The organism is Ruegeria spongiae (genome assembly GCF_023502395.1).
Taxonomy (GTDB): Bacteria; Pseudomonadota; Alphaproteobacteria; order Rhodobacterales; family Rhodobacteraceae; genus Ruegeria_C; species Ruegeria_C spongiae.
Window position 1 is genome coordinate 1 of the sequence record NZ_JAMFMB010000042.1, and the last position, 24,620, is coordinate 24,620.

The window sequence follows — 24,620 nt, forward strand, 5'->3', positions numbered from 1 at the left end:
CTACACTTTTCTATTTTTTCGAAATTATGATCTTCTGGTTGCGCAAACCCCCAATCTCCTTCGGAGTCGGGTCAGATTTCGGAGGCGGACATATGAAATCCCGGACAAAAGTTGTGGTTATCGGTGGCGGCATCGCGGGCTGTTCGACGCTCTATCATCTGACACAAGAGGGCTGGAGCGACGTCGTTCTGGCCGAGCGCAACGAGCTGACCAGCGGCACCACCTGGCATTCCGCCGCTCAGGTCACCAATTTCGGCATGAACCAGACCATGGTTGGTCTGAAGACCCATTCGATCAACCTGTACAAGGAACTGGCCGACGACCCCGACTATCCGATCAACTACCACCATGGCGATGGCGGGATGCGTCTGGCCAATACCGAGGCGCACATGCAGGGCTACCGGCATTTTGCCTCTATGGCGCGCGGCATGGGCGTGGAGTTTGAGGTGATAGACGCCGCAGAATGCGCCCGGCGGCATCCGTTGATCTCGACCGACAACCTTCTGGGCGGGCTCTGGGACCCGCTCGATGGCGATATCGACCCGGCGCAGCTGTGTCAGGCGCTGGCCCGACGCGCCCGCAAGGCGGGGGCCGAGGTGTACCGCAACACGCCGGTGACGGCCCTGACCCAGCACAAGGACGACACCTGGACCGTTCACACCGAGAAGGGCGACATTGATTGCGATATTGTCGTCAACGCCTGCGGCTACCGGGTCAATGAAGTGGGCGCGATGATGAATGTACATCATCCGGTCACCTCGATGGAGCATCAGTATTTCCTGACCGAAGAGATCCCGGCGATCAAACAGGCAGGTCATCGCATGCCGCTGATCCGCTGTCCGATCTCGGATTACTACTGCCGTCAGGAGAAGAACGGGCTCCTGGTCGGGTTTTATGAACAGGACTGCAAGACCTGGGGCATGGACGGGATCGACCCGAATTTTGTCAATGCGCTCTGCCCCGACGATCTGGACCGCATCACAGATGTTCTGGAGGGTGCCTTTGCCCGCATGCCCGCCCTGACCGAGGTGGGCATCCATACCGTCGTGAACGGCCCGATCACCTATACGATCGACGGTGCGCCTTTGGTCGGCCCGATCCCAGGCAAGCGCAATGCGTTCTGCATTATTGGCTTGCGGGCGGGGCTGGGCGAAGGCGGCGGGCATGGCTGGCTGCTGACCCAGCAGATCGTGCATGGCGAGGCCTGCTATGACACCTGGTGTCTGGACCCGCGCCGGTTCACTGGTCATGCCAATGTGGAACTGACCGCGCTGAAAGCCATCGAGGATTATCAGAACGAGTTCCGCTTTCACTTCCCCCACGAACACCGCCCGGCAGGCAGGCCCGCCAAGACCACCCCCCTGACCCCGGTGCTGGCAGCAGAAGGCGCGGAATTCACTGTTGTGAACGGCTGGGAGCGGGTTGAGTACATCAAGCCCAGCGCCAATTTTCACCCCACGCTCGGCTTCACTTTCGACGAGACGTTTGAGCTTGTCGCGGATGAGGTCAGGAATGTTCGGGACAATGTCGGCCTCTGCGAGGTCAACGGTTTCAACCGGATCGAGATCACCGGAGCGGATCGTCACAGCTTCCTCGATCGGATGGTCTGCGGGGCGGTGACCAAACGCGCGGGCCGGGTCGGGCTGGGGTACCTGCTGAACCATCACGGCATGATCAAGAGCGAGGCCACCATCGCCAACCTGCCCGCCAGCGACCGCGGCCCGGACCGCGTCTGGTTCGGCTCGGCGGCGGCGGCGGAGTATCACGACATGGACTGGCTCAGCGCGCATATCTCGGAGGGTGAGGACGTTCACCTGCGCAGCCTGACCAATGATCACACCATTCTGGTGCTTGCCGGTCCAAAAGCGCGCGCGGTGCTATCCACCTGCGCGCGCGGCGATTGGTCGAGTGAGGCCTTTCCGTGGCTCAGCCTGCGCGAGTGTTTTGTTGGCTTTGCCCCGGCTGTTGTGATGGGCATCAGCTTTTCGGGCGAGTTGGCCTACGAAATCCATGTCCCGAACGCCGCGCTTTATGCCGCATATCTGGCGCTGAGGCAGGCAGGCGAGGTGCATGGGTTGAAACTCTTTGGTGCGCGCGCGGTGGAGTCGATGCGGATGGAAAAAGGCTTCCTGCATTGGAAGGCCGACCTGCTGACCGAGTTCGATCCCTTCGAAACCGCGCTGGACCGGTTCGTCAGGCCCGACAAAAACGTCGATTTTATTGGGAAAGATGCCTTGTTGCAGCGCCGTATCGCAGGGCCGCGCAAAAGGCTGGTCACCCTGCGCATTGACGCCACCCATGCCCCGGCGCATGGCGGTGCGTCCCTGATGCGGGGTAGCAGTGTTGTCGGCACCGTGTCCTCGGGCGACTGGGGTCACCGGGTCGGAATGAACCTGGCCTATGCCTTTGTCGATCCGGGGGTTGCCGCCGAGGGCGAGCAGATGGAGATCGACCTTTGCGGTGATCTGGTCAACGCCGAAATCATCACCCCCTCGCCTTATGATCCCGAATTCAGCAGGATGCGCGGTTAGGCGCGATTTGCCGCGTCCGGGCGTCAGCGCATGACAAACGGATCGGGGATCGGATCGTCGCTGGTGCGCAACCAGACCGCTTTGACCTTGGTGTAATCCAGCGCCGCCTGCATCCCGCCTTCGCGCCCGTGGCCGGACAACCCATGCCCACCAAAAGGCGCAATCGGGCTGACGGCGCGATACGTGTTGACCCAGACAATTCCGGCCCGGATGGCGCGGATCATCCGATGCGCGCGGGTCAGGTTCTGAGTGAACAGGCCCGAGGCCAGCCCGAAACGCGTGTCGTTGGCAATGGCGATCGCCTCTTCCTCGGTCTCGAAGGTTGTGACGGACAGGACCGGCCCGAAAAACTCGTTGCTCAGGCTGTCGGCGTCCGGCGTGTCAGAGCAATCCAGAATGGTCGGCGGAAAGTAGAAGCCATCGCGCGCGATGGGTTTGCCACCGGTCACCAGAGTGGCCCCCTGGGCGATCGACCGGTCAATCAGATCGACGGCAATGTCGCGCTGCCGCAGGGTGCAAAGCGGGCCGACCTCGGTTGCCATGTCATCGGGTGGACCGATCACCACCGCTTCGGCCTTTTTCTTCAGTCGCGCCAGAAACGCCTCTTTGATCGAGGCCTGCACCACCAGCCGCGACCCCGCGACACAGCTTTGACCCGTGGCAGCGAAAATGCCGGAAACCTGCGCATTCACCGCACTGTCGATATCGGCATCCTCAAACACGATGAACGGTGATTTGCCACCCAGTTCCAATGAGGTCGAGGCCAGATTCTCGGCCGAGTTGCGCACGATATGGCGCGCGGTTTCGGGACCGCCGGTAAAGGCGACATGGGCCACCTTGGCATGGCTGGTCAGCGCCGCCCCCGCTTCGGGACCGCCGGTAACGACATTCAGCACGCCTTTGGGAAAGCCCGCCTGATCAAAGATACGCGCGAATTCCAGCATCGGCGCAGGCGCGTCTTCCGACGCTTTCAGAACCACCGTGCAGCCCGCCGCCAGAGCGGGTCCGATCTTGACCGCCGACAGGAACAGCTGCGAGTTCCACGGTACCACAGCAGCCACCACACCGATGGGTTCACGACGCAGCCAGACCTCCATATCCGGTTTGTCGATGGGCAGATGCGCGCCCTCGATCTTGTCGGCCAGCCCAGCGTAATAGCGGAAATATTCTGCGACATACGCAATCTGGGCCGAGGTTTCACGGATGATCTTGCCGGTGTCGCGGGTTTCAAGCTGTGCCAGACGCGGGGCGTTTTCGGCGACCAGATCGGCCAGCCGGTGCAGCAGCTTTCCCCGCGCGGTGGCCGTCATGCCTGCCCATTCCGGCGAGAAAAACGCGCGCTCCGCCGCCTCGACCGCCTTGGTGACATCCTCGGCGCTGGCCTCGGGCATGCGCGCCCAGACCTGACCGGTGGCCGGGTCCAGACTGTCGAACCGCGCTGCGCCGTCCGAGAAGACACCGCCGATATAGTGTTGGAATTGCTGCATTTTCGGCCCCTTATTGAAACACCGGCATGACGTCTTTGATGAACCGCTCCAGCGAGGCTTTCTTGCGCTCGAAACTCATGCTCGAGTCAATCCAGAAGGAATATTCATCATATCCCAACGTCTCGCAGGTACGGATGCGGTCGATCACGGTGTCGGCGGTGCCGATGATCAGATCGCGCTCCATGTTGTCGGGGGTATAGAACGGGTGGGCGGCGATGTCGTCGTCGCTCAGCGGGTCGATCAGGCCCTGACTGACCGAGCGCTTGTTCATGAACCACGCCCCGAAATAGCAATAGAACCGGTTCAGCTCGATCGCGGCGCGTTTCACATCTGCAGCATCCTCTGCCACGTAGGTATGGCGCAGCAGCATGATCTTGGGGCGCGGAGTGTCGGGGAATTTCGCGCAGGCGGCATTGAATTTGGACATGAGGTCGGCCACCTCGTCGTCGCCGTTCCACAGCGGCGTTACCTGCACGTTGCACCCGTGCGCAACGGCAAACTCATGGCTGTTTGGATCACGCGCCGCCACCCAGATCGGCGGTCCGCCCGGCTGCAGCGGCAAGGGCGAGGACGTGGCTTCGGGGAATTGGTGAAATTCGCCGTCATGGGCATAATCGCCCTGCCACAGCTTTTGCACCGCTGGCACCAGTTCGCGCATGCGCTGCCCGGCCTCCCAGGCATCCATACCGGGCATCATCCGTTCGTATTCATAGCTATAGGCGCCCCGCGCGATGCCCAGATCCAGACGCCCATCGGTGATGATGTCGGTCATCGCCGCCTCGCCCGCCAGCCGGATCGGGTGCCAGAAAGGAGCGATGACAGTGCCTGTGCCCAGCCGCACGTTCTTGGTGTGGCGCGCCACGTCGATCAGGTTCAGGAACGGGTTCGGCGCGATGGTAAAGTTCATCCCGTGATGCTCGCCGGTCCAGACCGCATGCATGCCGCCCGCATCGGCGATTTTGCACAGCTCGATGAACTCGTCATAAAGCTGCTTCTGATCCTGATCCGGAGAGATCCTCTCCATATGCGCAAACAGTGAAAACTTCATACCTTATCCCCCGGTTGCAAGCGGCTTGACCTCACCGCTGACCTCGTTGCCATAATACACCCCGAAATTGCCGATCCGGCTTTCGGCGGCGAATCGTTCCAGCATCGTGCAGATGGCCGGATCACCGATATCCATCAGGGTCGAGGTGCCCAGATCGGTGAACACGCCCTTTTGCGGTTCGCCCTCCTCTGCCTGACACAGGAACGAAATGTGCTGATGCTTAAGCGCCTCATCCTGATAGACCGAGTAGATGAAACCCGGTTCCGCCTGCACTCCGCTGTCGCGGATCAGCCTGTTCAGCGCCGCGTTGGCCCCGTCGGCCACGTCATCGGTGCTGGGAATGGTCAGGCGGCCATTGCCATCGTCCTGCAGCAAAATTTTCCCATCGCGTTCGATCAGGGCCGAGACAACAAGACCCGTGCGCTTGCTGAGCGCCTGCGCCTCGGCGGCGGGGGTGACATAGGCGCCACGCGCATAGCCCAGCCCGGGTGCGATCGTGTGATCAAAGGCTTTGACCGCACCGATCAGGATCAGATGGTCTCCGGCCTCGACGCGGTTGAACATGCTGCAATCGAACCAGGCCGACACATCATCCAGAATGGGTGATCCATGCGGCCCCGGTTGCCAGCCCACCGCGGCGAACCTGTCCTCGACCGGGCGGGCGAAGGTGTTCGACACCTCGGTCTGCGCCTCGGACAGGATATTGATTGCGAATTTAGATGCTGTGGCAAAGCTGGCATAGTTGCCGGAGGTATTGGCCAGACAGACCAGAACCAGCGGCGGATCGAGCGAGACCGAGGCAAAGGAATTGGCCGTGAAGCCCAGCGGCTTGCCATCCGCGTCCTGCGTTGTGACAACGGTGACGCCGGTCATATAGGTGCCGAACGCGGTCCGCAGAGCGCGGGGGTTGGTCAGTGTTTGCGGGTCGAATTCGATCATGTGGGCTCACCCTGTGCGATGGGGGTCTCTAACCAGGTTTGCAGCGCCGCGTTGACGGCGTCGGGGGCCGTCAGGTTTACCATATGCCGGTGATTTTCGATAATGACCGCTGTGCCGCGTTGGGCTGCCTGCGCCATGGCGCGCGACATCACCGGCGTCGAGTTGGGATCACCGCCTCCGGTCAGCGCCAGTAACGGGCAGGATATCTGATCGAACCCATCAGCATAAAGCGCGTCCCCCCGTGCGAAGGCGGAATAGGCGGTGGCATACCCTTGCAGGTCGACCAGCTTGAGCCAGTCCGCGACCTGCGCGCTGGCGGCGCGATCTTCAGGCGTATCCCCGAACCAGCGCCGGAGCGGCGTGTCCAGATCGAACCCGCCCCTTGCAATCTGCTCAGCGCGGGCGATCACCGCCCCGCGCGCGGCCTCGTCCCGGCGAAAGACACCGTTCAGCAGCGCAACGCGGGAAACCCGCTCGGGGTGGCACACCGCAAACCCGCCGGAGATCAGCGCCCCCATCGAATGACCGGCCAGATTGACCCGAGGCAGTTCAAGCGTGTCCAGAACCGCGAGCAACCAATCAAGAAACACCGGCAGGCCTGACCCCGGCGGCAGGCAGTCACTGCCGCCATGACCGGGCATATCCAGTGCGATGATGTGATGCGAACCAGCGAGCGCCTCGATCTGAGGTGCCCAGGCCGCCGATTGCATGCCAACCCCGTGGATCAGCACCAGCGGCTCGGCCTGGTCCCGCCCGGCCTCGCGCCAGGCGAACTGACCAAAGGGCTCAGACAGCTGCAGGGTTGTCGACGTCATGGCCCAGCTCCCGAAGGTCCTGATAGCGGTCCCCGATGCGGTGATGCGGGCGCCCGCCGATCGAGGCGCCGAGCGCGATCATGATCTCATCCGGCGCGGGTGCATCGACTACCTGTAGCTGGATCGTCAGGTAATGGCTGCGCCGCCCGCCATCATTCTTGTCCATCAGCGGGATCTGCATCGCGGCATTGGCCGGACCGCGCGTGTTGGTGAACGCCAGATAGGATTTCGCCCCCACCGCCTCGCGATAGAAATTGCCAAACCGCAACGTGTGGATCAGGGCCGAGCCATGCTCGACCTCGCCATTCACCCCGACGATGGCTGCCTTGCCATAACCTTCGACCTTGTCGCCACCGCCTGCGGCCTCCAGCACCATATCGGTCAGCATCTTGCCCAGACCGGGGGCGCAGTCGTGAATTTCCGGTTTCAGGTCCTCGACAAAGCCACGCCCGGCCCAGGGGTTGGTGATGACGGCCACCGCCGCAATCATCTTCAACGGCTGTTCGGCTGGCTTACCACCTTCGATCAGGGTGTTTTCAACATGCAGCAGGGTTTTGCGGATTTCAGCGGGCATGGGCGGGGTCCTTGAGATTCGATTGCCGTTATCTTGGTATACCATCAGACCATATGTCAATCATACCTTGCTTGCCACGGCTCGACCGGATAGTTTCGCACATATGACCACACCCGGCCTGACAAAGATTGATCACCCGCCCGCCACCCTTCGCGACATGGTGCAGGACCGCATGCGCGAGGCGATCATCGAAGGATTGTTCGAGCCCGGCCAAAGGCTTGTCGAACGCCCGCTCTGCGATCAGCTGGGCGTCAGCCGGACAGTGATCCGGGAAACGATCCGCTATCTCGAGGCCGAAGGGCTGGTCGAGATCCTGCCCGGTCGCGGCCCGATCGTGGCTATCATGAACCGCGAGGATGCGCGGCAGATCTACGACATCCGCCGCATGCTTGAGACCGCAGCAGCCGAAACATGCGCCCGCAAAATCTCCCCCGCACGGGCGCGCGCGCTAAACACGTCACTGGCACAGCTCAAACGCGCCTTCTCGGACAAGACGCCCGGTGTGCTGTTCCGCGCCACGTCGGATTTCTATTCCGAGATTTTCGACGGCGCCGGGCATCATATCGCCTGGGACATCGTCCAGCGCCTGAACGGGCGGATCAGCCGGTTGCGTATGATGACGCTGTCCTCGACTGACCGCGAACGCCCCGGCATCGCACATATGGAGGCGATCTGCGCTGCCATCATCTCTGGCGATCCTGTTACGGCGCGCGCGGCTGTTGAACGCCATCTGGACGACACGGCCGCCATCGCGGAACGGCTGCTTGCCGAGGAGGAAGAGGCAGAAGATGACTAAACCGCCCAAAGCCTACTGGATTGCCAATGTCACGGTCACCGATCCCGACGCCTATCAGGGTTATCAGGCGATCGCGCCGGACGCCTTCCGCAAATTTGGCGCGCGGTTTCTGGCGCGGGGAGAGGCCGAAACCCTCGAAGGGCAGGACTGGCAGCGACGGGTGATCATCGAGTTCGACTCGATGGAAGCAGCGCGCGCCTGTTATGCGTCCGAAGAATATCGCGCAGCTCGGGCCAAACGGGCCGGAGCCTGCGAGGCGGATATCGCTTTGATCGAGGGCCTCGGCGCGGTGTGAGCACCCCGCCGACCCAAGGCCGGCGGGATGAGATCAGCAACCTTCAGGCTGCGTCTTCTTCATAGTCCGTCATCGGCGGGCAGGTGCAGACCAGGTTGCGGTCGCCATAGGCATTGTCCACCCGGTTGACCGGCGACCAGTACTTGTCGACCCCAAACGAACCGGCCGGGAAACAGGCCTGTTCGCGGGTATAGGGCCGGTCCCAGTCACCCACCAGATCGCGCACGGTATGTGGCGCGTTCTTGAGCGGGTTGTTCTCGGCGTCAATCTTGCCGTCGATGATCTGCTGCGCCTCTTCCCGGATCGACAGCATTGCATCGCAGAACCGGTCCAGCTCGTCCTGCGGCTCGGATTCCGTGGGCTCGACCATCAGGGTGCCAGCCACCGGCCAGGACATGGTCGGGGCGTGGAAGCCGCTATCGACCAGACGTTTGGCGATGTCGTCGACGCTGACATGCGCCGCCTCGTCCAGCGGGCGGGTATCCAGGATGCATTCATGCGCCACCCGACCCGTTTCCGACGTGTAGAGGATCGGATAGGCATCCTTGAGGCGCGCCGCGATGTAGTTGGCGTTCAGGATCGCCACTTTGGTCGCCTGCGTCAGACCCGCACCGCCCATCAACAGCACATAGGCCCAGCTGACCGGCAGGATCGACGGCGAGCCAAACGGCGCAGCCGAGACCGGACCAACGGCAGTGCCGTATTCCGGGTGGCCGGGCAGATGCTCTTCCAGATGCGCCTTGACGCCGATTGGCCCCATGCCGGGGCCGCCGCCGCCATGCGGGATGCAGAAGGTCTTGTGCAGGTTCAGGTGGCTGACATCACCGCCGATCTTGCCCGGCTGGGCCAGACCGACCATGGCGTTCATGTTGGCGCCATCGATATAGACCTGACCGCCGTGATCATGGGTGATCTGACAGACCTCCTGCACGGTTTCCTCGAACACACCATGAGTAGACGGATAGGTGATCATGCAGGCGGCCAGATTGTCCGAGTGTTTTTCCGCCTTTTCGCGGAAATCGGCGACGTCAATGTTGCCCTTGTCGTCCGCCTTTACCGGCACAACCTGATATCCCACCATCTGGGCCGAGGCCGGGTTGGTGCCATGCGCCGAGGTCGGGATCAGGCAGACATTGCGATGCGCCTCACCACGCGACGCGTGATAGTTGCGGATGGTCAGCAGCCCCGCATATTCCCCCTGCGCGCCCGAATTGGGCTGCTGCGAGATCGCGTCATAGCCGGTGATCTGGCACAGCTTGTCGTTCAGATCGGCGATCATCTGCATATAGCCCTGCGCCTGATCTTGCGGGCAGAACGGATGCAGATTGCCGAACTCGGGCCAGGTGACCGGGATCATCTCGATCGTGGCGTTCAGCTTCATGGTGCAGGACCCCAGCGGGATCATCGCCCGGTCCAGCGCCAGATCGCGGTCGGCCAGACGGCGCATGTAGCGGGTAATCTCGGCCTCGGCCCGGTTCTTGTGGAAGATCGGATGGGTCAGATACGCGCTTTCGCGCAGGGCGTAATCCGGCAGGCGGTATTGCTTGTTCGAGCTGTCGTCCTTGCGGTCGATGCCGAAGGCACCCCAGACCGCCTCGATGGTCTCGGGCCGGGTCTGTTCGTCAAGGCTGATGCCCACTTTTGTGTCGCCCACCTTTCGCAGGTTGACGCCACGAGCAACGGCGGCCTCCATCACAACATTCTGCAGATGGCCGACCTCAACCGTGATGGTGTCGAAGAACACCTCCGGCTCAACAGCAAAGCCCGCCTCTTCCAGACCAGCGGCCATGCGCGAGGTCTTGCGGTGCACCGATTGCGCGATGGCCTTGATGCCATCGGGGCCGTGATAAACCGCATACATCGAGGCGATGACGGCCAAGAGCGCCTGCGCGGTGCAGACGTTGGAGTTGGCTTTTTCGCGCCGGATATGCTGTTCGCGCGTTTGCAACGCCAGACGATAGGCCTTGTTGCCTCGGCTGTCGATGCTGACACCGATGATCCGGCCGGGCATCGAGCGTTTCAGCTTGTCGGTAGTCGCCATATAGGCGGCATGAGGCCCTCCATAGCCCATCGGCACGCCAAAGCGCTGGGTCGAGCCGATGGCGATATCCGCGCCCATCTCACCGGGGGATTTCAGCAGCGCCAGCGACAGGATGTCGGCGGCGACGATGGCGATGGCTTTATGTTCGTGCAGCGCCGCAATTTCGTTGGTGAAGTCGCGCACATGGCCATGGGTGCCAGGATACTGGAAGATGGCGCCAAACACCGCGCCCGCGTCCATCGTATCCGGATCGGCCACCTGTACGTCGATGCCCAGAGGCTCGGCGCGGGTTTTGATCACGGCAATGGTCTGCGGGTGGCAGTTCTTGTCCACGAAGAAAGCCGCGTTGTTAGCCTTCGACCGCCCGCCGCGCTTGGCCATCGCCATCGCTTCGGCGGCGGCTGTCGCCTCATCCAGCAAGGACGCATTGGCCACATCCAGCCCGGTCAGATCGCTGACCATGGTCTGGAAGTTCAACAGCGCCTCTAGCCGGCCCTGGCTGATTTCGGGCTGGTACGGCGTATAAGCTGTGTACCAGGCCGGGTTTTCCAGGATGTTGCGCAGGATCGGCGCGGGTGTGGTGGTGCCATAGTATCCCTGACCGATCAGCGATGTCAGAACCTTGTTCTTGCTCGCCACCTCTTTCATGTGAAAGAGCGCGTCGCGTTCCGTCATCGCCGGACCCCAGTCCAGCGGATCGGTCTGGCGGATCGCGGGGGGGACGGTGACGTCGATCAACTCGTCCAGCGTCTTGAAGCCGATCACTTTGAGCATGTCCCGCATCTCGGTCGGGCTGGGGCCGATATGGCGGCGGTTGGCAAAATCATAGGCTTCGTAGTCGGTCAGTTTGAAGGCCATTGCAGCGCTCCTATGGATAGGTCAGGCCCGACGGCGATCCGGCGGGGAGTGAGGGCCGTCCCGGAAACTGCCCAAGGGACAGTTTCAGGCCCGAACGGGCGGAGCCCCTTGGTCTGGAGCCCCGCGTTGAATTCAGCCGATCAGGGCCTTGTAGCCATCGAGATCCATCAGATCATCCAATTGCGAGCTGTCCGACAGCTTGATCTTGTAGATCCACGCGTCGCCCTCGGGGCTTTCGTTCATCGCGCCGGGATTGTCGGCCAGAACTTCATTGGCCTCGATCACCTCGCCATCGACGGGCGCATAGATTTCGGACGCGGCCTTGACCGACTCGATCACACCAATCTCGTCGCCTTTTTCGAAATCATCGCCCGCTTCTTTCTGCTCAACAAAGACGATATCGCCCAATTGGTCCGCCGCATGCTGGGTGATCCCGATCGTTGCAGTGTCGCCTTCGACGGTGACCCATTCATGCTCTTCCGAGTAGTAGGTTGCCATGTTTCTCTCTCCTGACTTCAACGCTTGTAGTTCTGGGTGACAAAGGGCAGCGACACAATCTCTGCCGGTTGCGCCTTGCCCCGAATGATAAGGTTCACCTTTTCGCCGGGCTCGCCATGGCCTGCCGCCACATACCCCATGGCGACGGGGCCGCCGACGGTGGGGCCAAAGCAGCCCGAGGTGATGGCGCCGATGCTATTGCCTTCGGCGCATTGGATTTCGACCCCCTGCCGGGCCGGTGCGCGGCCTGTCGGTTTGATGCCGACCAGCTTTTTGGCTGCCCCCTCGGCAAGTTCCTTCTGCACGCGCGCGGCGCCGGGAAACCCCCCCTCTTCCTTGCGGCGTTTCTGGATTGCCCAGGACAGGCTGGCCTCGATCGGTGAGGTTGACTGGTCAATGTCATTGCCATAAAGGCACAGACCCGCTTCAAGCCGCAGGCTGTCGCGTGCGCCCAGACCTGCCGGTTCACAATCCTCATGCGCCAGAAACGCACGCGCCACGTCAGCGGCTTTGTCTTCGGGGATCGAAATCTCGTAGCCGTCCTCGCCCGTATAGCCCAGGCGCGAAATGCGACAGGAAACGCCGTTGATGTCGGCGACGATGGTTTCCATGAATTTCATGTCGCGCGCCGCCGGGCACAGCTCGCCCACCACGTTCTCGGCCGCGGGCCCCTGCACCGCCACCAGCGCGCGGTCGAATATTTCGGTCACCTCGACACCGTCCAGATTGTCCCTCATATGCGGGATATCCTGATGGCGCAGCGCCGCGTTGACCACCACAAAATAGTGATCGCCCGCATTGGACACGATCAGGTCGTCCATGATGCCGCCCTCTTCGTTGGTGAAGAAGCCATAGCGCGCCTTGCCCTCTTTCAGGGTGGCATAGGCCTGCGGGCATATGCCTTCCAGCTTTTCGCCCACATTCTCGCCGCGCAGGATCACCTGCCCCATATGCGAGACATCGAACAGCGCGGCCTTTTCACGGCACTGCTTGTGTTCCCCCATGATCCCCATGGGGTATTGAACCGGCATCTCCCAACCGGCGAAATCGACCATCTTGCCGCCAAGTTCCACATGCAGATCGTAGAGCGGAGTGCGTTTGGGCGCATCAGTCATGACAGGTGCCTTTCTGTTAAGTCTCGGAGTCAGTCACGGACCACAATGACCGAGCAATGCGCATTACGCACCACCCGAGCAAGGTTCGGACCAATTTCGTAATTCGGAAAATCGCCTTTGGCCGAGGCCATGACGATCAGATCAAACCCGTCCTTGTGGGCCAGTTTGAGGATCTCGCGATAGACGCTGCCCTGCTCGATATGCACGGGCGTTCCGGCAGCGCCGTTGCCGTCCAGGATGGCCTGCACGGCCTTTCGCACGTGCTCCTTTGCGCCCGCACCGTAATTGGCGGGAAGGTTGGGCAATTGGATGATCTCGGGAATGACCGAGACCGCGTGCAGTTCGGCACCGTAGAATTTCGCCTGTTCCAGCGCGACCAGTAGCGCCTTTTTCCACGAACGGTCATCGGTGTGATCAATCGGAAGCAGGATTTTTGTGGCCATCGGCCCTCTCCTCAAGACAGTGAGTTCCTTTTGGGTCGAGAAGGCCGATACCGGCCTCCTCGGATCTTTGTGGCGCGGCTTACTCGGCCGCTGTACCGCCCGGCTCTTCCGACTGGCCGCCGCTGGCAAAGAACTCTTTCGTCAATTTGAAGACGATCGGGCTCAACAATGCCAGTGCAATCAGGTTCGGAATGGCCATCATCGCGTTCAGCGTGTCCGCCAGCAGCCAGATGAAGCCCAGATCGGCGGTTGCGCCGAAATAGATCGCGATGATCCAGAGCACGCGGTAAGGGATCAGCGATTTCACGCCCAGCAGGAACTCGACGCATTTCTCTCCGTAGAACGACCAGCCGAGGATGGTGGTGAAGGCGAAGATCGACAATGCAATTGCGATCAGGTGCCCGCCAAACCCCGGCAGAGTGGTCTCAAACGCCAGACGGGTCAGGGCCGCGCCCGATTCACCGCTGGTCCATGCGCCCGAAGAGATGATCGCCAGGCCGGTGATGGAACAAACGATGATGGTGTCGATGAACGTGCCCAGCATCGCGATCAGGCCTTGGTTGACCGGACCTTTGGTCTCGGCTGCGGCATGCGCGATCGGGGCGGAACCCAAACCGGCCTCGTTCGAGAACACACCACGTGCGACACCGAATCGGATGGCCGCCCAAACCGCTGCCCCCGCGAATCCGCCTTCGGCGGCCGACGGTGTAAAGGCGTAGGTGAAGACCAGCCCCAGAGCGTCGCCAATGGCGCCAATGTTGATCAGCAGAACCAGCAGACCGGCAATGATGTAGGCAACTGCCATGAACGGAACCAGCTTACCGGCCACCGCACCGATACGGGTAATGCCGCCAAGAATGACGCCGGCGGTCAGAACCATCAGCACAACTCCGGTGACCGAAGTGTTGATGCCGAAGTTCGAATCCAGAACCTGCGCCACGCCATTGGCCTGCACGCCATTGCCGATGCCAAAGGCCGCGATCGCGCCGAACAGCGCAAAGGCCACGCCAAGCCAGGCCCACTTCGCACCCAGACCGTTCTTGATGTAATACATCGGCCCGCCGACATAGTTGCCCAGTTCGTCCTGTTCCCGGTATTTCACCGCCAGAACCGCCTCGGCATATTTGGTGGCCATGCCCACCAGGGCGGTCATCCACATCCAGAACAAGGCGCCCGGACCGCCCAGGAAGACAGCAGTGGCCACACCGGCGATGTTGCCGGTCCCGATGGTCGCCGACAGCGAGGTCATCAGCGCGTTGAAGGGGCTGATCTGGCCATCGCCCTGCCCTTCTCGACCTGCAAACAGCAGTTTGAAGCCGGTGCCGACACGCAGGATCGGCATAAATTTCAGCCCCACCTGCAAGAAGAAGCCGACGCCCAGAATGAGGACCAGCATCAGCGGCCCCCATACGACGCCATTGATGGCCCCTACAATTGAACTTAACGCTTCCATGGTTTCCCTCCCATATGCGCTTGGATTATGCCCTGTTGGCCAGTGCCTGCTGGCGAGCCTGTTTGAGGGCGGCAAAGTCTTCGTCCGCGTGGAACGACGAACGGGTCAGCGGAGTTGCCGACACGTGCAAAAAGCCCTTGGAGCGCGCGATGCGCTCTAGCTGGGCAAACTCATCGGGTGACCAGAACCGGTCGATCGGGTGATGTTTCGCAGTGGGTTGCAGGTATTGGCCGACGGTCAGAAAATCGACCTGTGCGGCGCGCAGATCATCCATCACTTGGCGTATGTCGTTCAGGGTTTCACCAAGGCCGACCATCAGGCCGGATTTGGTAAATAACTCCGGCTGCGCGCGCTTGGCATCGTCCAACAGGCGCAGCGAGGTGTAATAGCGCGCGCCGGGGCGCACGGTGGGATACAGATGCGGGACGGTTTCAAGGTTGTGATTGAACACATCCGGGGCGGCCTCGAACACTTTGGCGGCCGCTGTGCCTTTGCCCAGAAAATCGGGCGTCAACACTTCGACCGTGGTGCCGGGGGTCTGGTGGCGCACGGCGCGGATGGTCTGGGCGATATGTTCGGCCCCGCCATCGTCCAGATCGTCGCGGTCAACGCTGGTGATGACAACATGGCGCAGACCCAGTTTCTTGACCGCCGCCGCCACCCGCCCCGGTTCGAACGCGTCCAGCGTATCGGGTTTGCCGGTGGCCACATTGCAGAAGGAACAGCCGCGGGTGCAGGTCCCGCCCATGATCATCATGGTGGCATGACGCTTGGACCAGCATTCGCCTATGTTCGGGCACGCGGCCTCTTCACAGACCGTTGCCAGATTGTGCTCGCGCATCAGGCGGCGGGTTTCGTAATATTCGGCGCTTTCGACCTTTTTGCGACGAATCCAGCTCGGTTTGCGTGGTATCGCGCTGTCGGCTTTCCGGGCCTTTTCCGGGTGGCGAGGGCGGAGTTGGATGGTCATCTGGCTGCTCCCGTTCACGCGTGGATCGCACGGCCCATGGCGTCAAGGCAGGCCTCTTTGACCGCCTCGCCCATGGCCGGGTGTGCATGACAGGTGGCGGCGACCTCGGACACGGTTGCGCCCTTGGTCATGGCCAGAACCAGTTCGGCGATCAGATCGCCACCATGGGCGCCGCAGATATGCGCGCCCAGAATCTGGCCATCCATGCCCGCCAGAACCTTCACGGCACCGTCCGTGTCGCCGGTTGAGCGCGCGCGCGGGTTGGCCATGAAGGCGAACTTGCCGACCGCGTACTCGGTTCCCGCCTCTTTCAGCGCTTCCTCGGTCAACCCGACCGAGGCGACCTCGGGGTCGGAGTATACAACGCCGGGAACCGTGTTGTAATCCACATGGCTCCCCTGCCCCGCCAGCATCTCGACACAGGCCACACCGTCTTCTTCTGCCTTATGGGCCAGCATCGGGCCGGGCACACAGTCCCCAATGGCATAAATACCGGGAATGGAGGTCTGGAACGCGCCATCCACCTCGATGAACCCGCGCGCATTTACCGCGACACCCAGATCCTCCAGCCCGAGACCGCGCGTCACCGGACGGCGACCCACGGCGATCAGAACCTTGTCGGCCTCGATCACTTCTTCCTTGTCCTTGCCGACACGGTCCACGCTCAGGGTGAGGCCGCCATCAGTCTTCTGAACAGATTTCAGCGCGCGGCCCAGTTGGAATTTCAGCCCGCGCTTGGACAGGGCGCGCTGCGCCAGCTTGGCGATCTCGCCGTCGATACCGGGCAGGATGCGATCGAGGTATTCGACCACCGTCACCTTGGCCCCCAGCCGCGACCAGACCTGACCCAGTTCCAGCCCGATCACACCGGCGCCGATCACCACCAGATGCGCGGGCACCTCCTCCAGCACCAGCGCGCCGGTCGAGCTCAGGATATCGACCTCGTCAATGTCTATGCCGGGCAGCGGCGTTGCTTCGGAGCCGGTTGCGATCACGATGTTGCTCGCCTCGTGAATCTCGTCGCCGACCCGCACCTGACCGGGGGCCGGGATGCTGGCCCAGCCTTCGATCAGGTCCACACCGTTCTTTTTGAACAGAAATGCGATCCCCTTGGTCAGATCACCCACGATCTTGTCCTTGCGGCCCATCATCGCCCCGATGTCGAGGCTGACCCCTTCGACGCTGATCCCATGCGCGGCGAGATGAGACAATTCGGCATATTTCGCCGATGAGGTCAGGAGCGCCTTGGACGGGATACAGCCTACATTCAGGCAGGTGCCGCCGAGCGCTGCGCGCCCTTCGACGCAAGCGACCCTCAGCCCCAATTGCGCGGCGCGGATCGCGGCGACATAGCCGCCGGGCCCGCCACCGATAATGATCAGATCGTACTTGCTCATGTCGCGCCCCTCAGTAGAGCGGATGGCGGGCACAGATCGACCGCACTTTTTCACGGATCTCACCCTCAAGCGCGGTGTTGCCGTCCGGAGACTGCGCCAGCCCGTCCAGAACGTCGCTGATCAGGTGACCGATCTGCTTGAACTCTTCGGGCCCGAAGCCACGGCTGCAGCCTGCGGACGTTCCCAAACGAATGCCGCTCGTGACGGTGGGCTTTTCCGGATCATCCGGCACACCATTCTTGTTGCAGGTGAAACCGGCGCGCTCCAGCGCGGCTTCGGCGGCGTTGCCCTTGACGCCCTTGGGGCGCAGATCGACCAGCATCAGGTGGTTGTCGGTCCCGCCCGAGACAATGTCACAGCCGCGCGCGATCATGACATTGGCCAGCGCGTCGGCGCTGTCGACCACGCGGGTGATATAGTCCTTGAATTCAGGCCGCAGCGCCTCACCGAAGGCCACGGCCTTGGCGGCGATCACATGCATCAGCGGCCCGCCCTGCAGACCGGGAAACACTGCCGAGTTGATCTTTTTCGCGATCGCCTCGTCATTGGTCAGGATGATGCCACCGCGCGGACCGCGCAGAGTCTTATGCGTAGTTGAGGTGACGACATGGGCGTGCTGCATCGGCGAAGGATGCGCGCCGGTGGCGACCAGGCCCGCGATATGGGCCATGTCGACCAGCAGCCAGGCACCAACCTCATCGGCGATCTCGCGGAACTTGGCAAAGTCGATGACGCGCGAATAGGCAGAAGCGCCCGCGATGATCATTTTCGGTTTTTCCGCGCGCGCAAGTTCAGCCACCTGATCGTAATCGATCAGCCCGGCATCGGTGAGCCCGTATTGAACCGGCCGGAACCACTTGCCGGATTGCGCGGGTTTCGCGCCATGGGTCAGATGCCCGCCCGCATCCAGCGACATGCCAAGGATCGTATCGCCCGGGCTGAGCAGCGCCAGCTTGACCGCACCATTGGCCTGCGCCCCCGAATGCGGCTGCACGTTGGCATAACCGGCATTGAACAACTCCTTGAGCCGCCTGATTGCTTCGGCCTCGATCTTATCGACCACTTCGCAGCCACCATAATAGCGCCGGCCCGGATAGCCTTCGGCATATTTGTTGGTCAGGACCGAGCCCTGCGCATCCAGCACCGCCTTTGAAACAATGTTCTCTGAGGCGATCAGTTCGATCTGGTCGGCCTGACGGGTGCCTTCTTCTTCAATCCAGCTGGCGATTGCGTGGTCGGCCACGCGCAGATCAGTGGTGAACATATCCGGAGTCTCCTTGTGGATCTCAAAGTGCCGTTTGGCGGAATATGTTTCCTATAGTGGAATTTGTTCCCTTGCGTCAACAATGCTCTTATCCGGCGCGATTGCGCCTTGTGTAAAAGTCAGTAAACTCAGAAAAATAATAGGGAACGACTGATGGATCCGATAGCGCAAACACCCGAATCCGACCTGAAAGAGGCCCCCCCTACCGGGCAACTCGGGCGCATGATTCGAGACGCACGGCGTGAAAAAGGCTGGACGCTGGAGGAAACAAGCCGCGCGGCGGGGATCGGCCGCTCGACCCTGTCAAAGATCGAAAACGATCAGACCAAACCCAGTTTCGACATCGTGCGCCGTCTTACCACGGCGCTTGAGCTGAAGACGCCGCATCTGTTCCTGCCCTCGGGGCAAAGCGGCGTCAGCGGCCGTCGCGATCATACGCCCAGCGGGTCCGGTGAGGTTCGGGTGACCGACACCTACCGGCACGAACTGCTGTGCACGGATCTGACCAGCAAACGGATGCTGCCCTATATCAGCACGATCACCGCGCGCGAAGTGTCCGAGTTCGAAAGCTGGATTCGCCATGACGGCGAAGAATTCATGTATGTGATCAGCGGCGATCTGGTGTTTCACACCGAACATTACAAACCGCTGCCGATGACCACGGGTGACTCGATCTATTATGACAGTTCGATGGGCCATTTCTGCGTGTCATCGGGTACAGAGGACGCCAAGGTGCTCTGGGTCTCGCTGGAATGACGCCTGACTGACAGCTCAGCCACCCCCGACATCCGTCCGTGCGACCGAGACCGCCTTGATCACCGCATGCACCTGCGCGCCGGGTTTCAGCCCCAGCGCCTCGGCAGAGCGTCGGGTGACCCGGGCAAGCAGCAGATCACTACCGGATTTCAGTTGCACAATGGTGCCCGGCCCATCCCCATCGCGGATCGAGACGATTTCGGCCGGCAAGTTGTTGAGCGCGGACAGGCCCTTGGGCGGGCTGGTCGCAAGGATGATGTCCTGCGCCAACACCCGCACCCGGATTGGCTGGCCCGGTGACAGATTGACATGCGGCAGCAGCAGCGTGCCGCCCGACACCGCCAACTCGGTCAGCCCGTCGTCATGATGGGTCGTCACCACACCCTGCAGGACCGATCCTGCCTCGCGCAGGCCCAACTGCCGCACGTTGGCCGGGTCTGACAGGACCTCTTCGGCGGGTCCGAACCGGGTCACCCTGCCCTGGTCCATCATCACAACCGTGGTGGCCAGCCGCGCCACCTCGGACACGGAATGGCTGACATAGAGGATCGGAATATCGGTCTCGTCGCGCAACCGTTCGAGATAGGGCAGGATGTCCTGCTTGCGCGCCTCGTCCAGCGCGGCCAGCGGTTCGTCCATCACCAGCATTCTGGGGCGCGACAGCAAGGCCCGCCCGATAGCGACCCGCTGTTTCTCGCCCCCCGATAGCGCTGCGGGCCTGCGCAGCAAAAGCGCAGAGATTCCCAACATCTCGGCCACCTCGTGCAGGGTGGGACCCGGACTGCCGACTGCGGCAAATTTCAGACCGTAGACAAGGTTTTGCTCCACACTCAGATGCGGGAACAGCCGCCCATCCTGAAACACACAACCCAGCCGCCGCTTATGCACCGGCAGATCAATCTTCATCGTGGCGTCAAAAATCGGCTCGCCATCCAGTATGATGCGCCCGGTCCGGGGCCTCAGCAATCCGGCAACCGCGTTGATGACACTGGTTTTCCCGGTGCCCGAGGCCCCAAACAGCGCCGTCACCCCGCGCGGCGCGTCAAAGCGGACTTCCAGCGCCATCTCGCCCAGCGTGTGGCTGATATCGACCGAAAGGCTCATCCGCCCGAAATCCGTTTCGCGGCCCGCCGCGCCAGCAGTTCGGACGCAACCAGCGCCCCCATGGCGACAAGGATCGAGACCATGACCAGCCGCAGCGCCGAGGCCTCGGCACCGGGCACCTGCAGGAAGGTATAGATCGCCGACGGCAGCGTCTGCGTCTGTCCGGGGATGTTCGACACGAAGGTGATCGTCGCCCCGAACTCACCCATCGCCTTGGCAAAGGCCAGAACCGCGCCGGTGATGAGCCCCGGCAGCAACAGCGGCAGGGTCACGGTGGCAAAGACCCAGAACCGCGACGCCCCCAGCGTCGCAGCGGCCTCTTCCAGCCGGGGATCGATGCCTTCCAGACCCAGACGGATCGCCCGCACCATCAGCGGAAAAGCCATGATCGCCGCCGCCAGAACAGCGCCGGTCCAGCGAAAGGCCAGAACCAGCCCAAACGTCTCTTCCAGCCAGATACCAAGCGGCGCGCGCCTGCCAAAGGTCAAAAGCAGCAGGTAACCGGTGACCACCGGGGGCAGGATCAGCGGCAGATGCACGAGGCCGTTCAGCACGTGTCGCCCGCGAAACTCCCACCGCACCAGCGCATAGGCGGCAAGCAGGCCGAAAGGCAGGCTGATCAGCACGGCCCAGAACGACACTTTGAGCGACAGGGTCAGCGCCATCCATTCCTCTGCGCGCAGCCAGTCGGTCATGGCACATGCGCCACGAGGCCAAAGCCGTTGCGGGAAAACACCGCAGCCGCCTCAGGGCTTTGCAGGTAGTCGAAAAAGCCCCGCTCTCCCGCGCCAAGCCGCGCCAGCGGATAGAGGATCGGATCGTGGCTGTCTTCGGGAAACAGGCTGACCAGCCGCACAAGCGGCTCGGCCTGCGCATCCGTTGCATAAACAACACCCAGCGGCGCCTCGCCCAGAGCCACCAGCCGCAACGCAGCGCTGACATTGTCTGTCTGCGCGATGTGGTCCTGCAGGGCGGGCCAGAGCCCCAGCGTACCAAGCGCCTGCTTGCCATAGATTCCGGCAGGCACGGCGTCAACCAGCGCCATGGCCAGCCGCCCGCCTGCCAGCGCATCCGGCAGCGCGTCGATGCCAGCGGCGCTTCCATCCTGCGCAGGCGCAACCAAGGCGAGCCGGTTGCTCAGCAGCGGCACGACGTCCCGCCGCCGCACCAGACCCTGATCCACCAGCCGGTCCACCCAGTCAGGATTGGCCGACAGAAAGACATCCGCCGGTGCCCCCGCCTCGATCTGCCGGGCCAGTGCCGAACTGCCGGCATATGACAGGGCCACATCCTGGCCGGTTTCGCCCTCAAATTGAGCGGCGATCTCATCCAGCGCCGTTTTCAGGCTGGCCGCAGCAAAGACAAGCACTGGCTCTGCCGCGCCTACCGGACCCGCGCAGAGACCGGACAGCAGCAGCGCCGCGACCACAGAGCGCCAGGTCCGGCCTGGCGCGCACCGCTGGGCTTCAGGGGGCAATGAACTGCACGCCCGGATCCTGCTGGATCGCAAAAACATCCTCGTCGTAGATCTCCGTCATTTCCTCGACCAGATCCTCGGTCAGTCCGGGCAGGTCAATCTCCTCTTCCACGGCCTCGTCCAGCGCATATTTGTCCATGAATGCCGCAATCACCCGGCGGCGGTGCAACTCGGACATGTTCGGATGCTGCGCCAGATAGTCGTTCAGTCGCGACATCCCCTCAGGAGACAGAATCTCGCCCATCAGCGCCAGCCCGCCCGTCACTTCGGCATCGGGGTTCAGACCCGCCATATCGCGCAATATCTGCGACCAGATCAGCGGCGCGTCTTCGTTGCACCACACGGTGATCGTCACATCGGGCACGGCGGCGCGCAGGCGCTCGAACAGCTCCGACCAGCGCAGTTCCAGAAGATCCAGCTTTTCCATCAGCCCAGAGATGCGAGAGCCGCCCGCATTGACCAGAGCGGCGGGCAGGAAACTGGCCGGGTTCCTGATCGACATAAAAATTTCCATCTGATCATCCGCAAACATCCGCCGCAAACAGGCGGCACGCTGCGGGGCCAGCGGATAGAAACAATTGTCTCCGAAGGCCTCGCGCTGAGTTCCGAAGAAATGCGTGTTCGACAGCAGCACCCGGTCCTTTTCAGCACCGCCCAGCAGTGTCTCGACCATTGTGCTGCGTATATCGGGTGCCGGTTCGGCGTTTTCCATCACCTCCAGCGCGTTCTTCAGCAGAGGGCGGTACCGGCGCGGTGGCGGCACTGCGACGCCTTGCTGTGCAAAGCCGTCTCGGTTGCCCAACAAGCATTTCAACAGGCGTTCATGTTCGGTCGAATGCGCTCCGGTTTGAAAGATCATTTGCATTCCGACCAACTGTGCCTCTTTCTGCCTCGCGCCCATTTTCGGGTTACAGCCTGGCGCCGGGGGCGTCAAATCACCAGCGCCTGGATACTTGCTTGCAAAAAGCATCTTGCAGACCGCTTGCGATCCGATTAATCGGTGGCTAAGGCCCCTATAGCTCAGCTGGTAGAGCAACTGATTTGTAATCAGTAGGTCCGCGGTTCGAGTCCGTGTGGGGGCACCAGCAATTTCAATGACTTAGCTGAACATTACCCCTAGGTGACAGGGTGCGCCTGCTTTCTGGGGGACATATAGGGGACAAAATTGCCCGGTCTAACCCCTTGAATCGCCTCAAAGTACATATCTGTACCCTGCGGCTAGAATCAGCAGTTTGGCACCGGCCACCACGGACGGGCAGCCGGTGTCGTCTCGGCCCTCATGTACGCCGCGTCCACCACGCATCCGTGAATTTCACACCAGCGGCATCGCACAGCGCTTGCAGGTGTTCGGCGCGAACGGCGACATACGAGGGGGAGGCAGGAGTTACGGACCCCATCGCGGCTTCCAGCAATTGGGTAACCGAGAGTGGGACACTCAATTTTCCCATGGTTTCTCTACGCATTTTGGACCTGTCACGCTTTTGTGCCGCCCCAAGAGCTCGTTTAAGCCACTTTCCTTTCGAACGCGACGGGGTTTTTCCAGCCCAATGCTGAGTGGCGACGACGCGGATTGTAGAAGCCGTTGATGTACTTGAAGATGGCCATCTCAGCCTTCCTCCGCGTCTCCCAAGGATGCCGCCAGATCAGTTCAGCCTTGATGGTTTTGAAGAACGTCTCGACGGCAGCGTTATCGTAACAATTACCTTTGCCAGACATCGATACCTTGAAGCCATGCTTGCACAGCAGCTTCTGGTAATCGTGGGAGCAGTATTGCGACCCACGGTCCGTGTGATGGATGCAGCCCTTCGGTGGTGCCCGGAACGCGATAGCCATTTTCAAAGCCCTGATTGCCAGGTCCCGCTTCATCCGATTACTGACGGCCCAACCGATGACACGCCTTGAGTGCAGATCCAGTATCACAGCCAGATACAACCAACCCTCTCGCGTCCAAACGCAGCTGATATCACCCGCCCATTTCTGGTCCGGCTGATCCGCTGTGAAGTTTCTATCCAGCAGATTTGGCGCGATGTTAAACTTGTGGTCACTGTCCGTTGTCACCTTGTGTTTGCGGGTTCTGACAACAGATATGCCGTTCTGACGCATCAAACGACCAACACGGCGATGGCCAACATTCAAACCGACCTCCTTCAACTCTTCAGTCATTCTTGGCCGACCATAGCTGCCCAGGCTGAGACGCGACTGTTCTTTGATGTGCGCCAGCGTGACCAGATCAGACCGCTGTCTGCGACTGGCAGGGCGGCTGCGGAATGCCCTCAGACCACGCGTGCTGACGCCGACAACATCGCATAACCGGTTGGCTGGAAAGCTGGCTCTGTGTTCTTCAACAAACCTAAATCTCATTGCTTTAGGCCCGCGAAGAACTGGGTGGCCTTTTTTAAGATCTCCCTCTCCTCCTTCAGAAGCCGGTTCTCCGGTCGAAGGCGTTCATTCTCTTGAGCGAGGCTCAAATCCTCTTTGGAAACCACGTCTGTGTCTCGGTGCGCGGTGATCCATTTGTTAAGCGTTGACAGGCCAACACCCAGATCGTCAGCCACTTGCTTGCGCGTCAGCCCACTGGTCAGCGCAATACGCACCGCATCTTGGCGGAATTCGTCCGTCCGTTTCAGTCCCATAGTCAGTCTCCTTTGTTGCAGTAAATGCTATCAAAGGAGCGGCATCAAACCGCGACAGGTCCATTTTGCCCCTTTTGTCCCACCGAACTGCAGGCGCTTGCGCCAGGTTTTTCTGTCTCAGAGTCC

At 61.7% G+C, this 24,620-nt stretch carries 22 protein-coding genes and 1 tRNA gene; 5 read left to right on the plus strand and 18 right to left on the minus strand.

What is annotated here, in order from left to right:
• The first annotated feature begins 92 nt into the window (after nt 1–92).
• Nucleotides 93–2,531, plus strand: a complete 2,439-nt coding sequence (locus M3P21_RS20455) for a GcvT family protein (RefSeq protein ID WP_249713141.1) — start codon at nt 93–95, stop codon at nt 2,529–2,531.
• Nucleotides 2,532–2,554: 23 nt separating this feature from the next.
• Here the strand turns inward: M3P21_RS20455 and M3P21_RS20460 are convergent, their stop codons facing one another.
• Genes M3P21_RS20460 through M3P21_RS20480 form a run of 5 tightly spaced genes read right to left on the minus strand, consistent with a single transcriptional unit; the run spans nt 2,555 to nt 7,394 of the window.
• Nucleotides 2,555–4,018 (minus strand): aldehyde dehydrogenase, encoded by a 1,464-nt coding sequence (locus M3P21_RS20460; protein ID WP_249713143.1) that lies wholly within the window; start codon nt 4,016–4,018, stop codon nt 2,555–2,557.
• Nucleotides 4,019–4,028: 10 nt separating this feature from the next.
• The gene (locus tag M3P21_RS20465; protein ID WP_249713144.1) at nt 4,029–5,066 is read right to left on the minus strand and encodes an LLM class flavin-dependent oxidoreductase; all 1,038 of its coding nucleotides are present in this window, start codon (nt 5,064–5,066) and stop codon (nt 4,029–4,031) included.
• Between the two features lie 3 nt (nt 5,067–5,069).
• A complete protein-coding gene (locus tag M3P21_RS20470; RefSeq protein ID WP_249713146.1) occupies nt 5,070–6,005 on the minus strand; it encodes a flavin reductase family protein in 936 nt (311 codons plus the stop codon).
• Nucleotides 6,002–6,820, minus strand: coding sequence for an alpha/beta fold hydrolase (locus M3P21_RS20475; RefSeq protein ID WP_249713148.1), 819 nt, complete (start codon nt 6,818–6,820; stop codon nt 6,002–6,004). The genes M3P21_RS20470 and M3P21_RS20475 overlap by 4 nt, the downstream gene beginning before the upstream one ends.
• On the minus strand, nt 6,792–7,394 hold the full coding sequence (locus tag M3P21_RS20480) for an amino acid synthesis family protein (RefSeq protein WP_249713150.1): 603 nt from the start codon (nt 7,392–7,394) through the stop codon (nt 6,792–6,794). Before M3P21_RS20480 ends, M3P21_RS20475 begins: the two co-directional genes overlap by 29 nt.
• A 103-nt stretch (nt 7,395–7,497) precedes the next feature.
• Between M3P21_RS20480 and M3P21_RS20485 the strand changes: the two genes are divergently transcribed.
• Both M3P21_RS20485 and M3P21_RS20490 read left to right on the plus strand, forming a co-directional pair.
• Nucleotides 7,498–8,190, plus strand: coding sequence for a GntR family transcriptional regulator (locus M3P21_RS20485; RefSeq protein ID WP_249713152.1), 693 nt, complete (start codon nt 7,498–7,500; stop codon nt 8,188–8,190).
• Entirely contained in the window at nt 8,183–8,485 is a 303-nt protein-coding gene (locus M3P21_RS20490) for a DUF1330 domain-containing protein (protein ID WP_249713154.1), read from the plus strand. The genes M3P21_RS20485 and M3P21_RS20490 overlap by 8 nt, the downstream gene beginning before the upstream one ends.
• A gap of 43 nt (nt 8,486–8,528) precedes the next feature.
• Here the strand turns inward: M3P21_RS20490 and gcvP are convergent, their stop codons facing one another.
• The 8 genes from gcvP to glyA form a co-directional block, all read right to left on the minus strand.
• Complete coding sequence (gene gcvP, locus M3P21_RS20495) at nt 8,529–11,384, minus strand: aminomethyl-transferring glycine dehydrogenase (RefSeq protein WP_249713156.1); 2,856 nt, start codon at nt 11,382–11,384, stop codon at nt 8,529–8,531.
• Nucleotides 11,385–11,516: 132 nt separating this feature from the next.
• On the minus strand, nt 11,517–11,882 hold the full coding sequence (gene gcvH / locus M3P21_RS20500) for a glycine cleavage system protein GcvH (RefSeq protein WP_249713158.1): 366 nt from the start codon (nt 11,880–11,882) through the stop codon (nt 11,517–11,519).
• A gap of 17 nt (nt 11,883–11,899) precedes the next feature.
• A complete protein-coding gene (gene gcvT, locus M3P21_RS20505) occupies nt 11,900–12,997 on the minus strand; it encodes a glycine cleavage system aminomethyltransferase GcvT (RefSeq protein ID WP_249713160.1) in 1,098 nt (365 codons plus the stop codon).
• Nucleotides 12,998–13,026: 29 nt separating this feature from the next.
• Nucleotides 13,027–13,440: a universal stress protein gene (locus M3P21_RS20510; protein WP_249713162.1), complete on the minus strand. Its 414-nt coding sequence runs from the start codon at nt 13,438–13,440 to the stop codon at nt 13,027–13,029.
• Between the two features lie 79 nt (nt 13,441–13,519).
• A complete protein-coding gene (locus tag M3P21_RS20515; protein ID WP_249713164.1) occupies nt 13,520–14,893 on the minus strand; it encodes an alanine/glycine:cation symporter family protein in 1,374 nt (457 codons plus the stop codon).
• A gap of 25 nt (nt 14,894–14,918) precedes the next feature.
• The gene (lipA, locus tag M3P21_RS20520; RefSeq protein WP_249713166.1) at nt 14,919–15,863 is read right to left on the minus strand and encodes a lipoyl synthase; all 945 of its coding nucleotides are present in this window, start codon (nt 15,861–15,863) and stop codon (nt 14,919–14,921) included.
• Between the two features lie 14 nt (nt 15,864–15,877).
• Nucleotides 15,878–17,260 (minus strand): dihydrolipoyl dehydrogenase, encoded by a 1,383-nt coding sequence (lpdA, locus tag M3P21_RS20525; protein ID WP_249713168.1) that lies wholly within the window; start codon nt 17,258–17,260, stop codon nt 15,878–15,880.
• Nucleotides 17,261–17,270: 10 nt separating this feature from the next.
• The gene (gene glyA, locus M3P21_RS20530; protein ID WP_249713170.1) at nt 17,271–18,524 is read right to left on the minus strand and encodes a serine hydroxymethyltransferase; all 1,254 of its coding nucleotides are present in this window, start codon (nt 18,522–18,524) and stop codon (nt 17,271–17,273) included.
• Between the two features lie 153 nt (nt 18,525–18,677).
• Between glyA and M3P21_RS20535 the strand changes: the two genes are divergently transcribed.
• Nucleotides 18,678–19,280, plus strand: a complete 603-nt coding sequence (locus tag M3P21_RS20535; RefSeq protein WP_249713172.1) for a helix-turn-helix domain-containing protein — start codon at nt 18,678–18,680, stop codon at nt 19,278–19,280.
• A gap of 15 nt (nt 19,281–19,295) precedes the next feature.
• Here the strand turns inward: M3P21_RS20535 and modC are convergent, their stop codons facing one another.
• The 4 genes from modC to M3P21_RS20555 are packed head-to-tail and all read right to left on the minus strand — an operon-like array spanning nt 19,296 to nt 22,720.
• Nucleotides 19,296–20,384 carry a molybdenum ABC transporter ATP-binding protein gene (gene modC, locus M3P21_RS20540; protein ID WP_249713174.1) on the minus strand — a complete coding sequence of 363 codons (1,089 nt, stop codon included), beginning with the start codon at nt 20,382–20,384 and terminating at the stop codon, nt 19,296–19,298.
• Nucleotides 20,381–21,079: a molybdate ABC transporter permease subunit gene (gene modB / locus M3P21_RS20545; protein ID WP_249713176.1), complete on the minus strand. Its 699-nt coding sequence runs from the start codon at nt 21,077–21,079 to the stop codon at nt 20,381–20,383. The genes modC and modB overlap by 4 nt, the downstream gene beginning before the upstream one ends.
• A complete protein-coding gene (modA, locus tag M3P21_RS20550; RefSeq protein ID WP_249713178.1) occupies nt 21,076–21,813 on the minus strand; it encodes a molybdate ABC transporter substrate-binding protein in 738 nt (245 codons plus the stop codon). Before modA ends, modB begins: the two co-directional genes overlap by 4 nt.
• 37 nt (nt 21,814–21,850) lie before the next feature.
• On the minus strand, nt 21,851–22,720 hold the full coding sequence (locus tag M3P21_RS20555; protein WP_249713180.1) for a hypothetical protein: 870 nt from the start codon (nt 22,718–22,720) through the stop codon (nt 21,851–21,853).
• 150 nt (nt 22,721–22,870) lie between these two features.
• Here M3P21_RS20555 and M3P21_RS20560 point away from each other — a divergent pair.
• Nucleotides 22,871–22,946, plus strand: a tRNA-Thr gene (locus M3P21_RS20560).
• 418 nt (nt 22,947–23,364) lie between these two features.
• On the opposite strand, the gene M3P21_RS20565 is transcribed toward M3P21_RS20560, so the two are convergent.
• Nucleotides 23,365–24,494, minus strand: a protein-coding gene (locus M3P21_RS20565; RefSeq protein ID WP_249713182.1) for an IS3 family transposase whose coding sequence is annotated in 2 segments (ribosomal slippage) — nt 23,365–24,251 and nt 24,251–24,494 — 1,131 coding nt in all. Because the reading frame shifts where the segments join, the coding sequence is not laid out codon by codon here.
• Between the last annotated feature and the right edge of the window lie 126 nt (nt 24,495–24,620).

What these genes read in the sequence shown, in the direction of transcription:
- M3P21_RS20455 (WP_249713141.1), top strand. Translation starts at nt 93, where the DNA reads ATGAAATCCCGGACAAAAGTTGTGGTTATCGGTGGCGGCATCGCGGGC.
- M3P21_RS20460 (WP_249713143.1), bottom strand. Translation starts at nt 4,018, where the DNA reads ATGCAGCAATTCCAACACTATATCGGCGGTGTCTTCTCGGACGGCGCA.
- M3P21_RS20465 (WP_249713144.1), bottom strand. Translation starts at nt 5,066, where the DNA reads ATGAAGTTTTCACTGTTTGCGCATATGGAGAGGATCTCTCCGGATCAG.
- M3P21_RS20470 (WP_249713146.1), bottom strand. Translation starts at nt 6,005, where the DNA reads ATGATCGAATTCGACCCGCAAACACTGACCAACCCCCGCGCTCTGCGG.
- M3P21_RS20475 (WP_249713148.1), bottom strand. Translation starts at nt 6,820, where the DNA reads ATGACGTCGACAACCCTGCAGCTGTCTGAGCCCTTTGGTCAGTTCGCC.
- M3P21_RS20480 (WP_249713150.1), bottom strand. Translation starts at nt 7,394, where the DNA reads ATGCCCGCTGAAATCCGCAAAACCCTGCTGCATGTTGAAAACACCCTG.
- M3P21_RS20485 (WP_249713152.1), top strand. Translation starts at nt 7,498, where the DNA reads ATGACCACACCCGGCCTGACAAAGATTGATCACCCGCCCGCCACCCTT.
- M3P21_RS20490 (WP_249713154.1), top strand. Translation starts at nt 8,183, where the DNA reads ATGACTAAACCGCCCAAAGCCTACTGGATTGCCAATGTCACGGTCACC.
- gcvP (WP_249713156.1), bottom strand. Translation starts at nt 11,384, where the DNA reads ATGGCCTTCAAACTGACCGACTACGAAGCCTATGATTTTGCCAACCGC.
- gcvH (WP_249713158.1), bottom strand. Translation starts at nt 11,882, where the DNA reads ATGGCAACCTACTACTCGGAAGAGCATGAATGGGTCACCGTCGAAGGC.
- gcvT (WP_249713160.1), bottom strand. Translation starts at nt 12,997, where the DNA reads ATGACTGATGCGCCCAAACGCACTCCGCTCTACGATCTGCATGTGGAA.
- M3P21_RS20510 (WP_249713162.1), bottom strand. Translation starts at nt 13,440, where the DNA reads ATGGCCACAAAAATCCTGCTTCCGATTGATCACACCGATGACCGTTCG.
- M3P21_RS20515 (WP_249713164.1), bottom strand. Translation starts at nt 14,893, where the DNA reads ATGGAAGCGTTAAGTTCAATTGTAGGGGCCATCAATGGCGTCGTATGG.
- lipA (WP_249713166.1), bottom strand. Translation starts at nt 15,863, where the DNA reads ATGACCATCCAACTCCGCCCTCGCCACCCGGAAAAGGCCCGGAAAGCC.
- lpdA (WP_249713168.1), bottom strand. Translation starts at nt 17,260, where the DNA reads ATGAGCAAGTACGATCTGATCATTATCGGTGGCGGGCCCGGCGGCTAT.
- glyA (WP_249713170.1), bottom strand. Translation starts at nt 18,524, where the DNA reads ATGTTCACCACTGATCTGCGCGTGGCCGACCACGCAATCGCCAGCTGG.
- M3P21_RS20535 (WP_249713172.1), top strand. Translation starts at nt 18,678, where the DNA reads ATGGATCCGATAGCGCAAACACCCGAATCCGACCTGAAAGAGGCCCCC.
- modC (WP_249713174.1), bottom strand. Translation starts at nt 20,384, where the DNA reads ATGAGCCTTTCGGTCGATATCAGCCACACGCTGGGCGAGATGGCGCTG.
- modB (WP_249713176.1), bottom strand. Translation starts at nt 21,079, where the DNA reads ATGACCGACTGGCTGCGCGCAGAGGAATGGATGGCGCTGACCCTGTCG.
- M3P21_RS20555 (WP_249713180.1), bottom strand. Translation starts at nt 22,720, where the DNA reads ATGATCTTTCAAACCGGAGCGCATTCGACCGAACATGAACGCCTGTTG.